Genomic DNA, 16,524 nt, shown 5'->3' with positions numbered 1-16,524 from the left:
TATCTGAATTATTATAATTAATTAAATTCAGTGAATAATGATAAATTTAATAATAGCTTTAAGTAGCTATTTCACCAAAAATTCCTCTTACAATCAATGTTACAAAACGTGACACGGATTCATATTTTATGAAAATTAATTGAAATATTTCATTTTTAATGTATGATATCATTTATATAAGTTCATATTTTTACAATCAAATCTTATAAATCAAATCATTTAAACTGATTGATTAAATCATGAATTTTTACAAATCTACCTTTTTACAGGGAGATAACAAATAATCAGGAGGCTTTATAGTGAAAAAGAAATTGTGGATTAGCTTAATTTTTATTTTAGCAATAATGGGGCTATCATCGGTTGGACACGCGGAAGATAAAACCTATAAGGTTGCATCAGACTTAACCTTCGCACCCTTTGAATTTCAAAATAAGAACCATGAATATGTCGGCATTGATGTCGATATCTTAAAAGAAATTGCAAAGAAAGAAGATATTAAATATACAATCAGCTTTATCGGCTTTCAAGCAGCGATTGACCAAGTACAAGCAGGACAAGCTGATGCAATGATTGCTGGTATGAGCATCACAGACGAACGAAAAAAATCCTTTGATTTTTCGGATGCCTACTTTACAGCAAATGCAACAATTGCAGTCAAGGAAAATAACACATCGATTAAGAGCTACGAAGATTTAAAGGATAAGCAGGTAGGCGCAAAAAATGGCTCAGCTTCCTACGACTTCTTGCAAAAAAACCAAGATAAGTATGGCTACTCAATTAAGGTCTTTGATGCCGCTGATACAATGTACGAATCCTTAAACTCTGGTTCTGTTTCAGCAATTATGGATGATGAGCCAGTTATCAAATACGCAATTGTACAAGGTAAGGCATTTAAAACACCTGTTCCTGCTGAAAAAATCGGAGAATACGGCTTTGCTGTTAAAAAAGGCTCAAATCCCGAATTAATCCAAAAATTTAATAGCGGACTTGCAGCAATTAAAGAAAATGGGACTTACGATAAAATTATTGCCAACTATATGGAAAAGGATCAATCTGATAAAAATAATGCTTCAGATGAAACCTCATTTTCAGGTATTATTTCTAACAATTGGCAGCAATTATTAAAGGGACTCGGCTATACCCTTTTATTAACACTCATTTCATTCGGTCTTTCATTAATCTTTGGTACAATTATCGGCTTATTTAGTGTCAGCAATATTAAAGGCTTAAAATGGTTTGCCACTATTTTTGTAGATGTTATTCGCGGTATTCCATTAATGGTACTAGCCTTCTTTATTTTCTATGGAATTCCAAACCTACTTCAGTCAATTTTAGGTACCGAAGCACCGCTCGGCGATTTTACTGCTGGTATCATCGCATTAACGCTTAATGCAAGCGCCTATATTGCTGAAATTGTTCGTGGTGGTATCGTTGCAGTCCCTACAGGTCAAATGGAAGCAGCTCGCAGCTTAGGTCTGACCTACGGTAAATCAATGCGTAAAATCATCTTACCGCAGGCATTTAAAATAATGATTCCATCGTTCGTCAATCAGTTTGTCATTTCGTTAAAGGATACAACGATTATTTCAGCCATTGGTTTGGTAGAATTACTTCAAAGCTCAAAAATTATTGTTGCACGAAACTTACAATCCTTTAAAGTCTATTTCATTGTTGCATTAATCTACTTGGTAGTGATTACAATCCTTACAAGATTTTCTAAGGTCTTAGAAAAACGCTTAAAATAATTAACTTGACTGAATTTATGAAATGAAAGGAATAACTGAAAATGACTAATGAAAAAATTTTAGTTGAACATTTAAAGAAAAGCTACGGTAAAAATGAAGTTTTAAAGGATATCTCGCTATCAATCCATGAAGGCGAGGTCGTTGTTATTTTAGGCCCTTCCGGATCGGGAAAATCAACACTTCTTCGTGCCTTAAACAAGCTTGAAGAACCAACAAGTGGTGATATTTTAATTGATGGCGCTAACCTGACTGATAAAAGCACCAATGTGAATCAAATACGAGAGCATATTGGAATGGTTTTCCAGCATTTCAATTTATTTCCACATCTAACTGTTTTGGAAAATATTACATTAGCGCCGGTTGATTTAGGTAAATTATCACCAGAGGAGGCTAAACAAAAAGGAATTGAGTTACTGCGTCGGGTTGGCTTAGAGGACAAAAAGGATCAACGACCTGATAATTTATCAGGTGGTCAAAAGCAACGGGTTGCGATAGCTAGAAGTCTGGCAATGAATCCTGACATCATGCTCTTTGACGAGCCAACCTCTGCACTCGATCCAGAAATGGTTGGCGATGTTTTAGCGGTAATGAAGGATTTAGCGAGCCAAGGTATGACGATGGTAATCGTTACCCACGAAATGGGCTTTGCAAAGCAGGTTGCCGACCGTGTACTATTTATTGATGGTGGTAAAATTCTAGAAGATGGTACACCTGAACAGGTTTTTGAATCACCTAAAAATAGTCGTACCAAAGAATTCCTAGACAAAGTATTAAATATCTAATAAACAAATATCCTGTGGCAGCACATTTTGTGCTGCTTTTTGCCATTACCACTTACCCTCCGACATTTTTTGTGTTTTTCAAAAAAATGAAGGCAGTTAGTGGCAAAGGTATGCATTTGAACTTATTTTTACAAGTAACCAAAGGTCGCTTTAAAAACCTAGTTCAAAGGCTCAAACAGCAAGACCGCTTTAAACGCTGGTGTCTTATTATGAATTTGGCTTTTTGATATCACTTTTTTGTCAAAACGGTATTATTTATCGTAAAGATTGGATTATTTATAAATATAAAGGTAACTTCATTATAGGACAGTATGTTTTTTTTTATCATTTCAAGACAAATAAAAATTGAACCGAAGGATTTATCAGTCCAATTTATTATAGAGCCTTTATTAGCTGGGCAGCCAATGCTTTTTAATCAGCTTAATCGCTTGCGCTTTGTCGAGGATTCAATATTTAATTTTTGACGGTATTTAACCACAGTTCGTCTAGCAACTGTCATACCCTTTTTTGCTAATTCCTCTTGAATTTTACTATCAGACAAGGGCTTTAGCTTATCTTCACTATTAATAATCTCTAAAATTTCCCGCTCAAGAACGTCAGTCGTTGTTTCGTCAGCAAGGGTTGCCGCAACAAAGAAATGCTTTAATTCAAATACCCCCTGCGGTGTATCAATATATTTATCATTAACAGCACGGGAAATCGTTGAATCATTTACTTCTAATTGCAGTGCAAGCTCATGCTGGCTCATCGGCTTCAGCCGATCCGTTTTGGCTAAAAAATAATCCCTCTGAACATCTGCAATAATTCTAGTTATTTTCTCAACTGTTCTCACACGGCGCTCAATTGCTTCAGAAAGCTGATGAATTAATTGTGTTTTTTGTTTTAAATACGCCTTAGTATCTGAATTTTTAAGCTCAGATAGCTCTTGAAGATAGCCTTCATTAATCGACAGCTGAGGCACGTTACCCTTTAAGGCTTTGACATCAAGCTCATTACCATTGACAGCAATTCGCATCTCAGGAATCACCCCAATACGTTCTGAAATTTGAAATGCCTTAGCAACATTAGCTGTTAATAATTTTAGATAATCTCTAATCTCCTGTACCTCTACTAACGATATTTGACATTTGTCTGCAACCGCTTGCCATCTTTGATTTGAAAGCTCAAAGAAAGCGTTTTCCAAAACATAATAGGCGACACTCGGCGAATGATTATCTCGTTCACACTGCAATAAAAGTGATTCCTGTAAATTGCGTGCCCCAATTCCTGCTGGATCTAACTGCTGAAACAAGGTTAAGGCATCTAAAAATTGAACTTCGCTTACCTTTTCTGCCAAACAAAATTCAACTTCATTGCTAATCCTTAAATAGCCCTGCTCGTCCAAATAATTTATAAATCTCAGCATTAATCGCCGTAAAACGGTATCACGATATTGTGCCGTAATTTGACGCTCTAAATATTCTTCAAGAGAAATATTTGATGTAATCTCTTGATTAAAAATATCCCCAACAATTTCAACCCGGTTGATACTTGGCAGCCTTATTTCTAAAAAAGGATTCTCTTCATATTCTTGGTTTAGAAGCTCTGTCATGTCTGAAATACTACCACTCAAATAATTAATACCTAATTGTTGTTTTTGCGATAAAATTTGCTTTTGAACTTGAGCTTGATGTTGATTATATTTTAATTCCAAATGAATCACCTCTAATCTAGTTTACATTATTTTTAAAATGTTTGCCTTACTTTTTTTAATTTCCGCCGATACTTAATTACATCGGCTCTAATGCATTTTAAAATGAAATTACCTTTATATTTGCAAATAATCCAATCCTTTTGAAAAACAATACTGGTTTCGCACAAAATCGATTGTTAAAGGGTGAGTTTGGGATTGTTTTTGAGAAACCATTCCAAATTCATAATAAAATGCCAGCGTTCAAAGCAATCTTGAGTAACGCAAAAAGCAGCACAAAATGTGCTGCCACAGGATACAGACAAACGCTCAATATATTTCCAGCGCTTGTCTACCTTCTGAAAGTAGCCATCCGCAAATGACTACTTACTTAATACATACAAATTTACATCAGCTACTGGATAGCCCTATCATTTATTCAAATCAGCTTTTAAAGCTAATCCTTAGCTAAAATATTATCGTGATAGCGTTTTAGGAACAACGCCATTTGCTCTCTGATAACAACATTTTTTGGCGCAAAAGTTGTTTCATTGTAACCTGTTGTCACTTTATTTGCAGATAACCATGAAATCGCATCAGCAAATTCACTATCTTTAGCAACATCATTAAAGTGATTACTATAATCTATTTCTGGTTTACCAGCCATTCGATAGAAGAATGCCGCCATTTGTTCTCTTGTAATAGTATCTGATGGTCCAAACGATTTATTATTGTAGCCAGTTGTAATGCCCTTATCCTTCGCCCAAGTAATAGCTTGGCGGAATTCTAAACTTAATTGACTTGTATCTTCAAAATCATTAATCTTACTCACTACTGGACTTCCAGACAAACGATACAAGAAGGTCACCATTTGTGCCCGAGTTACTTTATCAGCTGGTCCAAAGCTAACCTTACCATCATTATCCGCGATACCGTAGCCAGTTGTAATCCCTTCACTTGCTAACCATTTGATTGCTTCTTGAGCCTCTGCACTAGTATTGGCAATATCAGAAAAGTCAATTATTGGTTTTTGTGTTAAACCATTGATTGCATTTTGTAAAAGCTCTCTAGTAGCATCAACAATTGCTTGAGTGACATCTTCTTCTGCTATAATTGTTTTACTCATTTTAACTGCAGATTTAAAGCCATTCCAGCTTTCAGTAGTGTAATAATTATTCTCTAAATCCTTATAATTATCATATAGCTCCTGTAATTGCGCTTTGTCAGCAGGGATTTGACTTGATACTTCCTTAAGGTTTGTTACTGCTTGCCACAGCTCTTTTGAGCTATCATCAACTTCCTTTTTCGTCGCATCTAGCTTAGCACTAATCACTTTGGCTTGCTCCAATTTAGTCATTAAATTAGCCCAGCTACCAACAGTATACTCATTATCATTTGTTAGCGAGCTGACTGCCGCAATTCGATAATTTAAGACCGTTTTATCAACATTAAAAGCAAGTCCAGCAATAGCGTTAGTTAAATCACTGATAGCTGTATTAATGCTTTCTTGTGTTTGAGTGACATCAGTGCTATCATAACTAGCTTTTGCAGCCTCAAGCTTAGCTGCAAAACTTGACCACGATTCTTCAGTATATGCTACTTTACTTGGAACAATCGCCTCAGCCTCATCAAGCTTAGCCTTTAAGGCAGTTTTATCAGCCACTACTTTAATTTGAACTGTTTTTTCTTGATACTTGCCTGATGCATTGGTAGCACTATAAACCACCTCATGGGTCCCAATTGCGTTACTTGCTAAACCTTTAACGATATTAACAGAATCAATTGCAGTCACAGCACCAGTACCACTTGTATTATTGGCAGCAACTAGGCTTTCTAAATTAATCGCACCACCATAGGTGATTGGGGTATCATTGGCCGTGATATCTATGTCACCAAAAATACTACGATATGGCGTAATTTGAGCATTTGAAATAGTAGCCTTTTTAGTATTACCACCTTCAACATAGAAACCAATATTATTTGTTTTGACACCAGTACCGATGATTTCAGGTCTAAAATAGAAAACCTGCGTAATTGTTTTTTCACCATCATTAACAAAAACCTCAATAGATGATTCATCAACAAGTGCTGTTAATTTAATTTTACCAGTATCAGCAATTGCAACATTAGTATGATCGCGACCATTACCACTTAATTGCTCGTCACCCGTCGTTAAAATATTGACATATGCTAGACCTGCATTCAAGTCATAGCCGACCATGACTTTTCTCGCTAAATCATCCGTCCCACGAACATAAATACCAAGTGCATTGGGTTTAGTGCCGTCACTAGCCCATGAAAATTCAGATTCCACCTTATAGGTCGTACCCGTATAATTCGTCACCTTGGCAGCATTATTATCACGCATATCGCCATCTAAAACAACACCACTATCAGCTGTACCATTCCCCTTATCAAGTGCTGGTACAATCGCTTCTTTGGCATTATTATCAAGCTCCTCAATCGGTGCCTGAGTAATCTTATAGCCACCGTCGTAGCTTGCGTCTTTAACCAGCTTTAGCTCACGCGGTATCGTCATATTGCTATACCAAGGCGTTGTTTTTTGCAATCCAGTCCACTTCCAGTTACTTTGCCACGCTAGCATAATCTTACGATCGCCAGTATTGCCAAAGGTCACGCCAGCGTAGAAATCTTCACCATAATCTAACCAATTTGGATTCGCTAAGGTTTGGTCAGTTGCTGGTGTCCACTTACCATTCTTGTCAATATCACCAACAAAATACTGCATACCAGAGCCTGATGCATAGGCGCCATCCTGAACACTCATCGATAAAATCCACTTGGTTTGCCCATCATCAGCCTTCATCGGAATCAGCTCTGGACATTCCCAAACACCATTGCCAATATCATGACCTCGTTGAATTTCTGATGCATAAGTCCAGTTAATCATATCGGTTGATTTAAAGATTTGTGCCTGCTGTCCTGCAACGACAATCATCAACCATTGCTTATTGACCTCATCATAAACGACTTTTGGATCACGGAAATCCTTCGCATCAACACCATCTTTACCTGATATAGCCGTCACAGGAATAATCGCCTTGGGACTTTGTTGATTCGCCGTACCATTTAGATTAGCAGCTGCATTATCAGCAACAGATTTTGTATTATCGTAATCATATTGCTTAAAGGTCATCCCGCCATCGGTACTGTATGCTAAGTGCTGTTCTTGTACTTCTCTAATGCCTACCCATGTGCCTAACCCATTATCGCCATCATCCGCTAAACGTGTTGGAATTTGGAAACAGGTCGTATAATAGGCAAGAATTGTATTAGCCCCTAAGCCTGTAACATTGTCCTTATCAATTGCTGTTGAACCACTGAAAATATATTTTTTACCGTTACCACCATCCCAGTCTGAACGTGGTTGTCCCCAATAGCGAACTGTTTTACCTTTAAATTCACCACTCGTTGCTGTAAATTCAAATTTCATTTCAGCTTGATTTTCCAGCATTGGAATGGCAACCGCTTGCTCCTGCCAGTTAATCATATCGGTACTGGTGGCGTGCCCCCAAGACATATCACCCCAGCCATTACCATTAGGATTGTACTGATAATACATATGATAAGTACCTGCTGCATCCTTAATTAAACCATTTGGATCATTTAACCAATTTTTAGCTGCTGAATAATGAAATTGATTGCGATATAGCTCATTATATTGCCAGCTGTTTTCATTTGCCGAGCTATCTGCAAAAGCATCCCTTGGTGCAATTAAGGATACTGCTAATAAACTAGTCATCCCAACTAATGCAACTTTCAGTTTTTTGGTGAAAATCTTTCTTCTCATTAATCTCTCCTATTTCTTTAATTTCATGAAAACGTTTTCATAAACCTTTAAAAAAAGAATTGCCAAATAATGACTATTCAACAATTCCTTTTAATGTGTGAACTATGCAAGAATACCTGCTGCATAGCCTAAAATACCAATCACAAAAATCACTAAAATGATTAATAATGGATTTACATTCTTCTTCAAGAGCCAAGCAACCACTAATGTTAAGCCTAAGGCTAACATCCCAGGCATAATACTATCTAAAATATCCTGTACTGTTTGAGTTGTTACCTTACCATCATCACCAGTAATCTTAGTTGCCTGCAAAGCAATATTAATCGTTGTCCATTTGTTAATCAAAGCACCCATTACAAACAGACCAACAATTGATGCACCCTCAGTTAATTTCTTAATACGACCGCCAGCCATATCCTTGATGATTTCCATTCCTTTTTCGTAACCGTAGAAAAGACCAAAGTATTTAGTTGCTAAACGAACGATATTAATTAAGAAGAAGAAGAGTAATGGACCAGCAATTGAACCATTTAAGGCAAGAGAAGCACCAAGCGCCGCTAAAACCGGGCGAGCAGTTCCCCAGAAAATTGGATCACCAACACCTGCTAATGGGCCCATCAAACCAATTTTCATCGCTTGAATCGCTGAACCATCGATATCCTTACCCTTGGCCTTTTCTTCCTCCATTGCTGCCGTTACACCGAAAATTGGTGCAGTCAGCCACGGTTGTGTATTAAACCATTCTAAGTGACGTGCTAACGCTTCGTTTCTTTCCTCACCCTCTGGATAAATCTTTTTCAAGGCTGGAATAATTACATAACAAAACCCTAATGATTGTACCCGTTCAAAGTTAAATGATCCTAATAGGAAATTTGAACGAAGAAACATACTATTTAATTCTTTTTTGGTTAATGTTCTTTCAGTTGCCATATTTTCTGCCTCCTCTGCCTACGCGTCTAAATCATCGTCGTCATCATCGTAAGTTGTCGAACCTGATGAAGTCGCCGCTGCTTGCTGTGGTTGACCGTTATATTTTAATTGTAAGTAAATTAAAGCTGCAATTAAGCCTAAGCCACCGAAACCAACAAGGTTAAAGTCTGTAAAGGCAGCAAATAGGAAACCAGCATACATAAATGGTTTTAAGTATGGTACATCCATCATATTAATAACCATTGCATAACCAACAACTACGATGATACCACCACCAATTTGAAGTCCCTTAGTAATCACTTCTGGAATTGAGCTTAAGAAGTTTTGAACCGCTTCAGCAGAAATTAAACAAATAATTAAGGTTGGAATCATAACACGCAAGGCCTGTAAGCTCATTGCAAGCAAATGCGCCCGTTCAATACCTTTAAAGTTACCAGTTTTCGCCATATCATCTGCTTTATGAATAAAGAATACCGTGATTGTTCTAACAAAAATTGTTAACGCTTGACCAGCTGCTGCCAAAGGTACTGCAATTGCAATCCCTTCACCAATACCTTGATGTGAATTAATAACTAAAATAGTAGAAATAACTGAAGCAATTGCTGTATCAGGTGCCATCGCAAGCCCAACGTTCATCCAGCCTAAAGCCATCATTTCCAATGTACCACCTAAAATAATACCTGTTTTAACATCCCCTAAAGCGAGACCAACTAAAGTACATGCAACTAATGGTCGATGCGTTTGCGCCTCATCTACTACTGAACCAATACCAGTAATCGCCGCAATAATTAATAAGGCTACAATTTGAAATATTCCCATGTTTCTTTCCTCCTTATAATATTATTTCAATGTATTGTTTAAAATATCATTAAAATCTTGTGATGTATCCCCCGGTAATTGACGTAGTTCACATTTCACACCAAGTTCCTTTAGCTTTCTAAATGCCGCAATATCTTGATCTCTGACCGAAACAGATTTAGTAATTTGCTTTCGATCCAGTTCAAAGCGCATACCACCTACATTCACAACATCAATTGGTACACCAGCTTCCACTAAACGTGCAACATCCTCTGGTCCATCAAATAATAGAAATGCTGTTTCATTTTCATAGCGTGGTGAATGAAAGGCCTTTGCCATCTTCTCTACCGTAACAGCACTTGCTTTGACATTAGCTGGCGCAACTGACAAAACTAAGGTTTTTCTAACCTCATCATTTGCCACCGAATCATTAACAATGATAATGCGATTGGCTGGTGATTGTTTAATCCATTTCGTTAATACTTGGCCGTGAATAAAACGATCATCAATCCGACTTAATACAATTTTCATAATTCATCCTCCTCTAAATCCTCTGAAACGCTTTGAATTTTTGCAAATTCCTCTGAAAAAATCTTAACAAATTCTGGACTGACATTTTTTAAATGTGCAATCACCTCTGGTAAACCACCTGCAAGCCTTGCACTCAATGCTTCCAGTACCAACGGCAAACTCAGACCAGTAATTACATCGCATTCTGGCTTTCCATAAACGAGTTCACTTGCTGTATTATAGGGTGTCCCACCAAAGACATCGACTATAATCAAAACCTCCTCCGCTGAATCAAAACCATCTAGGAGTGCTTTAAACTTTTCGCTCAGATTTTCCTTACCCTCTCCCGGTAAAAATTCAACTGCGGTGTATTGATCCTGTGCACCAAAAATCATATCGGTTGCACTTTTAACACCAGTTGAAATTTGACCATGACCACTTAAAATAATTTGTACCATCAAACCAACTCCTATTCCTTTAGATGCATTTCCTTCAAAATCCATCTATCTCCTTACGCTTTTTATTTAGCAATAAGCGTGCCAAGTACTTGTATTAATTTAAAATTACATCTAAATCAACCTTTCAAGCGTATTTTGATACAGGTAATCCAGCAAAAAAAGCTGTATCAAATTGTTTTGAACAATTTAATACAGCTTTTTATTCTAATTTTTTTATTTTGAAACAGGTAACTCAAGACTATTAATACTAATTGTTAAATCGTCATCAATAATATTAGCAATGAAATAAGCTTCATCCCTCGAAATCGTCAAATTAAGACGCTGCAGCTGATTATTTAAATTCTCCTCAGCAATCAGACGCAGCCTTTCAATTAAAGGTGTTATTTCACCATCATAAACCAAGGCATTATCCCGAATTACCCGCTCAACAGCAAAAGCAGTATGAATCACTAGCTTAATTTTTGTTGCATTCGGAAACTTTAATTTCATTGCCTTTTCGAGAGAAACAATCCAATTTTCAAGTAGCTTACTCATTAACTGTGGATTAAAAAAGACAAGATGCTCATTTAACATATCTGTTATTAAATCATCAGTCACAATATTACGACTTGAAAGCTCTAAGCTATTAAATTTCTGATCATTAGATAATAAAATCTTAACCTGCTGCTCTCCCTCCTGACAAATTAATTCATCCAGGGAGATATACGGTAGATCAAAATCAGGGCGCTTAGTACCACAAGCAAAGATACAATCATATTTCTCTATTAATCCCGGCAGCTCATCATCAATTTTTAATGCTGAGAGTGTAATAATTTTAACAGGCTCCTTAGAATAATGATAAACAAGATTATTCAAAATAGTCTTCAGGCGTTCTGCCGTACCTGAACCCGTCATACAAATTGCAATAATTGCTTTTTGTTTGCCTACATTATCTTGATAAACATCAAAATAACGCTTAATATCTGCCTGAATTGATTCGCGCAAGGAGCGTAAGGAAATATCTAAATAATTAACCTTTCTGGCAACATCTAAAACCATTGAGGTTGTGACATTGGTTAAAACCTCAATCGGCACACCAGTTTCTTCAATTAGCTTCTCCTGCTGTAAGGATAAAGTGCCCATATCAATTAAAACTAAGACCCCACTCCCATCATCAATTTGCTTAATCAGCTCAACTGCTTGAATGAAAATATCCTCTGGCGGTGTCGATAAAGGCATATCAAGTGGAAAAATGGGTGCATAACCAAATAGCTCAGCAGCAACCTCAACCATGCTAGTCGCAGTTGAATTGCCATGTGCACAAACTAAAACACTGACTTTTTTCTTTGCTTCAAGCGTTTCAATTGACTGCAAAAGCAGGGCGATAAAATAATCCTCATCCTCAGGTAAATTCAAAATACCCGTATCCTGTAACGCCAAGCGAATCTGCTGTGCAATTTCAAAATCACGTTTCATTTGTGTTCTGATTCGTTCCTGCTCAGTGGCACTCAATAGCTCCTTAACATCTCGACGATTTTTATAAGCATCCAAATGCATTGAAAGAAAGGAGACAAAACGATTATCTAGCTTAATCTGATGTGTTTTTTCAATTGTTTTTTTAATGGCTTCGGTAAAGGAAACAATTTCCTCGTCAACAAATTTCATTAAATCCAGTGGTTTATTTTCAGAGAAGCGTTGAATATATAAATTGAGATCCGTCCGCAAGTACTCTTCAATCTGGGCGTCATCAATTCCACTTTCTCGCAGCATCTTAGTTTTTTGCTCAATAATTTGATAAAGATTAAAGGCTGGTTCCTCTGAAAAGGTTGTTTCATGCTGAAAAGGAGAAATTCGCGTTACTGGCAATATCTTTTCCTCCAAGATTCGGCGATTACCTCTGCTACCCCCTGAATTAATCCATTCATTTTTAACAACCTCAGGTAAATATTCTTCTGTTAATTCTACCGCCTGATCATTTGAAAAATTAGAAATATAAGCCTGAGCACAAATTAATTGAACATTAGATTTCATCTGACCAATATTACCATAATTTGAAGCCGCTAATAATGCCTGAAACATCTCCGAATGAATCATCAATTCTTTATTAATCCTTATTGCTTCCTGCTCAAATAAAAATGTCACTAGCTTTAAACGTTCCTCAACCGGTCGTTCAAGCAAAGAAGGAATCTGGATGATCATTGGAATCCGACGCATAAAGGTAGAAAGTAATGTGCTACTAGGTGTCTCGGTCGTCGCGCAAATAATTAAGACATTTGAATGTCTCGTTTTGCCACTCTCACCTAAGCGATTATAGCGACCATGATCGATAAAATAAAAGAGCATCTCTTGCCCTTCTGGCGGCAGACGGTGGACCTCATCTAAGAGCAAGACACCACCATCAGCAATATCAACGAGACCCTCTCTTTCACCCTCTGCTCCTGTAAAAGCACCGTTAGCATACCCAAAAAGCTGAGCCATTAATAGTTGAGGGTTGTTATAGTAATCAGCACAGTTAAACTGCACAAAGGGAGCTTCGGCATCACGTAGCTTTTCTTGAACCATAAATTGATGAATCATCTTACCAAAAAGGGTTTTACCAACACCTGTCGGCCCATGTAATAGGATATGAAGCCCATTCGGTGGATAATAAACCGCCGCCTTAGCTTGAGAAACCGCTTTTTTAAGACTGCCACTTGAACCAATCATTTGCGCGAAGGCATCCTCATGGGGATAAACATAAAGATTATTATTTACCTTATTAGAAAATTCAGAAAGTGCTTCAACCTCATTTATACCATTTGTATTAATTTCTAGCACATCTTCACAAAGCTCTTGTGGCAGATATTTAACTGGAAAACTCTTAATCTTTATCACTCGACCCAAACGTACTAGCTTATTAAGCTCCATTGAAACATTTGAACGTGTAATGCCGGTCATTTCCTCAACTTCCTTAGCACAAAGCCCTTCAGCCTTCATTAAATCCTCTTTAGATAAATGATTTAAGGCTTGAAAAAGGGCATTATAAATCTTATCAATTCTTTTCATTTAACTCGCCACCTTCTAGCTTACGCTTCAATTGCTTCAATTATACCATTTTAATACTACTTTGATACAGGTTTCAATCATAACTAGCAATTAAATTAATTATTTCAGTCAACCCATGCCGCTATCATCTGATTTTGGTATTCTTTCCGGGAAACAATACCGTTTTCACAAGAATTAACCAGAAATTAAGGCATATAAAAAGCCTGATGAAAATTTCAGCAGGCACAATTACTAATTAAAATTATTTTTGTTTATAGGTTGCTAGGAATTTCTCCATCGAACCGATTGCATATTTTAAATCATCCATCTTAGGTAAATAAACAATTCTGAAATGATCTGGCGAATGCCAGTTAAAGCCGCGACCGTGCACTAATAGGACTTTATATTGGTGTAAAAAATCTAAAACAAATTGTTCATCATCACGAATATTAAATTTTTTAATATCTAATTTTGGGAAAATATAAAAGGCTGCCTTCGGCTTAACAACGGAAATACCGGGTATCTCTTTAAGCGCATTATAAATATACTCACGCTGCTCATAAATTCGACCGCCAGGTAATAATAAATCATCGACTGACTGATAACCGCCTAATGCCGTTTGAATAATCTGCTGACTCAAGACATTAGAACAAATACGCATTGATGACAGCATATTTAAGCCTTCGATATAGCCCTTAACCTTCGATTTATCACCTGATAAAATCATCCAACCGACTCTAAAGCCTGCAATACGATGTGACTTGGAAAGTCCACCTAGGGTCACTACAAAGAGATCAGGTGCCAAGGTTGCAATCGGTACATGTACGTTACCATCCATAACTAAATGATCATAAATTTCATCAGAAAAAATGATTAAATTGTTTTCTCGTGCCACCTTGACAATTGCTTCCAGTACTTCCTTAGGATAAAGTGCACCTGTTGGATTATTTGGATTAATCAAAACGATTGCTTTGGTACGACTTGTTATTTTTTTCTTAATATCATCAACATCTGGATACCATTCCGCCGCCTCATCGCATACATAATGCACAGCATTACCACCCGCAAGTGATACACAGGCTGTCCATAGCGGATAATCTGGCATTGGGACCAAAATTTCATCACCGTTATCAACCAATCCCTGTAGACACATATTAATTAATTCACTCACACCATTACCTGTGTATATATCATCAACATCGACATTTGGAAAACCCTTAAGCTGACAGTATTGCATAATGGCCTTTCGTGCAGAAAAAATTCCTTTTGAATCAGAATAGCCTTCTGAATTTCGGACATTAGCAATCAAATCCTTAACGATTTCATAAGGCGCCTCAAAGCCAAATGGTGCTGGATTACCAATATTTAACTTTAAAATATTAACACCAGATTTTTGCATCTTTTCTGCCTCATCTAAGACAGGTCCTCGGACATCATAGCTAACATCATTTAGCTTAGTCGATTTCTCTACAAATTTACTCATATTTACTCCTAAAATCAAAAAATTTTTTCAATTAGCTTAATCAAATTAGAAACTTAATTTATATCTTACGCTTAAAATTACGATTTATCAATCAGTCTCTTTGATAATTTATAGAAAAATAGCATGCCACTAATTTTCAAGTGAACGGACATTTGCCCCACAGAAGCTATCACAAAATCGCATTAAACACTGAATATAAAAAGAGGCTAAACAAAGTTTAACCTACTAAAACCTCAATTGTATAATTTAAAAAGTAATTAATAAAGAATAGCTAATGTGATTAAACTCATAATCAAACCTACTGTCCAGAATAAGAAATCAACCCGCCATTCAGACCATTTTTTTCCATGACCAGTAAAACCACCTAATTCAAAATGGTGATGAATGGGACTCATGGCAAAAATACGTTTTCCCCTCAGCTTAAAGGATGCAACCTGAAGCATCACACTGCTTGTTTCAATCACATAGACAAAGCCAATTAGCAATAAGGTCCATTCCTGATGTAATAAAATTGAAATCGTCGCCAATAAACCACCTAATGCCAGCGAGCCAACATCTCCCATAAATATTTTAGCTGGTTTTCGATTAAAGCCAAAGAAACCGATTAAGCCGCCGATTGAAGTTAATATCACTAATAAGACATCAAACTGTTTTTGCTTATAGGCAATTACAGCATAAGCAATTAAGGAAATCGTTACTGAGATGGTCGCTAAACCATCAATGCCATCAGTCAGATTAACTGCATTTGAAAAGCCAACCAACCAAAAAATAAGGAAAAGTGCATAAAACCAGCCTAGATTAATATGATGACCAAAGATATTTAAGCGATTGGAAAAGGCTTCTCCTTGATAAACAAGAAAAAAGATAACCGCACCAATTATTTGACCAATTAATTTTTGGTTCGCCTTTAGGCCTTCATTTTTATGCTTAAAAATTTTTAAAAAATCATCCAAAAATCCTAAAATACCATATAAAAAAATTATAAATAGTAAAATAAATGTATCCACCGAAAATAAATTCATCAGTATGCCGCAAGCAATAGACGTGAGGATAATTGCAAAGAGAAAAACAACACCACCCATCGTCGGGGTACCAGCCTTAGCAATATGCTGCTTTACATCTTCATGCATTTGCTGACCGTCAATTTTTTTCAAATGAAAATAACCAATAAATAATGGCATCGTGCTGACAGTAATAGCAAAGCTAATAATTAATGCCAAAAACATATATGATAAATCCAATACTTTACTCCGTTCTTTGTCCCAATACTAATCTTCAGATATTTAAGTTTTCAACAAACAATTTCTGAGACGCCATCTATATTGTCTTGTCTGC

General features: G+C 36.6%; 10 protein-coding genes and 1 pseudogene. 2 read left to right on the top strand and 9 right to left on the bottom strand.

The window, feature by feature from the left end; all coding sequences use genetic code 11:
* Positions 1–380: 380 nt before the first annotated feature.
* Together HOY35_RS01655 and HOY35_RS01650 are read left to right on the top strand one after the other, a co-directional pair.
* Positions 381–1,745: pseudogene (locus tag HOY35_RS01655) on the top strand (amino acid ABC transporter substrate-binding protein/permease); the annotation flags it as partial.
* 41 nt (positions 1,746–1,786) lie between these two features.
* Positions 1,787–2,527: an amino acid ABC transporter ATP-binding protein gene (locus tag HOY35_RS01650; RefSeq protein ID WP_172210275.1), complete on the top strand. Its 741-nt coding sequence runs from the start codon at positions 1,787–1,789 to the stop codon at positions 2,525–2,527.
* Between the two features lie 415 nt (positions 2,528–2,942).
* Here the strand turns inward: HOY35_RS01650 and rpoN are convergent, their stop codons facing one another.
* From rpoN to mraY, 9 genes are all read right to left on the bottom strand, one after another.
* Positions 2,943–4,220, bottom strand: coding sequence for an RNA polymerase factor sigma-54 (rpoN, locus tag HOY35_RS01645; protein ID WP_172210274.1), 1,278 nt, complete (start codon positions 4,218–4,220; stop codon positions 2,943–2,945).
* A 433-nt stretch (positions 4,221–4,653) separates the two neighbouring features.
* A complete protein-coding gene (locus tag HOY35_RS01640; RefSeq protein WP_172210273.1) occupies positions 4,654–8,007 on the bottom strand; it encodes an S-layer homology domain-containing protein in 3,354 nt (1,117 codons plus the stop codon).
* Between the two features lie 102 nt (positions 8,008–8,109).
* Positions 8,110–8,937 (bottom strand): PTS system mannose/fructose/sorbose family transporter subunit IID, encoded by an 828-nt coding sequence (locus HOY35_RS01635; RefSeq protein WP_172210272.1) that lies wholly within the window; start codon positions 8,935–8,937, stop codon positions 8,110–8,112.
* An 18-nt stretch (positions 8,938–8,955) separates the two neighbouring features.
* Positions 8,956–9,756, bottom strand: a complete 801-nt coding sequence (locus HOY35_RS01630) for a PTS mannose/fructose/sorbose transporter subunit IIC (RefSeq protein ID WP_172210271.1) — start codon at positions 9,754–9,756, stop codon at positions 8,956–8,958.
* A gap of 21 nt (positions 9,757–9,777) precedes the next feature.
* On the bottom strand, positions 9,778–10,266 hold the full coding sequence (locus HOY35_RS01625; RefSeq protein WP_216656307.1) for a PTS system mannose/fructose/N-acetylgalactosamine-transporter subunit IIB: 489 nt from the start codon (positions 10,264–10,266) through the stop codon (positions 9,778–9,780).
* Positions 10,263–10,703: a PTS sugar transporter subunit IIA gene (locus HOY35_RS01620; RefSeq protein ID WP_213173234.1), complete on the bottom strand. Its 441-nt coding sequence runs from the start codon at positions 10,701–10,703 to the stop codon at positions 10,263–10,265. The genes HOY35_RS01625 and HOY35_RS01620 overlap by 4 nt, the downstream gene beginning before the upstream one ends.
* Before the next feature lie 213 nt (positions 10,704–10,916).
* Positions 10,917–13,727, bottom strand: a complete 2,811-nt coding sequence (locus HOY35_RS01615; protein WP_172210269.1) for a sigma-54-dependent transcriptional regulator — start codon at positions 13,725–13,727, stop codon at positions 10,917–10,919.
* A 241-nt stretch (positions 13,728–13,968) separates the two neighbouring features.
* Positions 13,969–15,189 carry a pyridoxal phosphate-dependent aminotransferase gene (locus HOY35_RS01610; RefSeq protein WP_172210268.1) on the bottom strand — a complete coding sequence of 407 codons (1,221 nt, stop codon included), beginning with the start codon at positions 15,187–15,189 and terminating at the stop codon, positions 13,969–13,971.
* A gap of 257 nt (positions 15,190–15,446) precedes the next feature.
* The gene (gene mraY / locus HOY35_RS01605) at positions 15,447–16,415 is read right to left on the bottom strand and encodes a phospho-N-acetylmuramoyl-pentapeptide-transferase (protein WP_172210540.1); all 969 of its coding nucleotides are present in this window, start codon (positions 16,413–16,415) and stop codon (positions 15,447–15,449) included.
* Positions 16,416–16,524: the final 109 nt, after the last annotated feature.

The organism is Enterococcus sp. MMGLQ5-1 (assembly GCF_013155265.1).
GTDB lineage: Bacteria > Bacillota > Bacilli > Lactobacillales > Streptococcaceae > MMGLQ5-1.
The sequence above is the reverse complement of the archived record's forward strand: the minus strand, read 5'-3'. Positions and strand labels throughout refer to the sequence as shown.

Coding starts and splice junctions, on each gene's coding strand:
- HOY35_RS01650 (WP_172210275.1), top strand. CDS start 1,787: ATGACTAATGAAAAAATTTTAGTTGAACATTTAAAGAAAAGCTACGGT.
- HOY35_RS01630 (WP_172210271.1), bottom strand. CDS start 9,756: ATGGGAATATTTCAAATTGTAGCCTTATTAATTATTGCGGCGATTACT.
- HOY35_RS01620 (WP_213173234.1), bottom strand. CDS start 10,703: ATGGTACAAATTATTTTAAGTGGTCATGGTCAAATTTCAACTGGTGTT.
- HOY35_RS01610 (WP_172210268.1), bottom strand. CDS start 15,189: ATGAGTAAATTTGTAGAGAAATCGACTAAGCTAAATGATGTTAGCTAT.
- HOY35_RS01635 (WP_172210272.1), bottom strand. CDS start 8,937: ATGGCAACTGAAAGAACATTAACCAAAAAAGAATTAAATAGTATGTTT.
- HOY35_RS01625 (WP_216656307.1), bottom strand. CDS start 10,266: ATGAAAATTGTATTAAGTCGGATTGATGATCGTTTTATTCACGGCCAA.
- HOY35_RS01640 (WP_172210273.1), bottom strand. CDS start 8,007: ATGAGAAGAAAGATTTTCACCAAAAAACTGAAAGTTGCATTAGTTGGG.
- HOY35_RS01615 (WP_172210269.1), bottom strand. CDS start 13,727: ATGAAAAGAATTGATAAGATTTATAATGCCCTTTTTCAAGCCTTAAAT.
- mraY (WP_172210540.1), bottom strand. CDS start 16,415: ATGTTTTTGGCATTAATTATTAGCTTTGCTATTACTGTCAGCACGATG.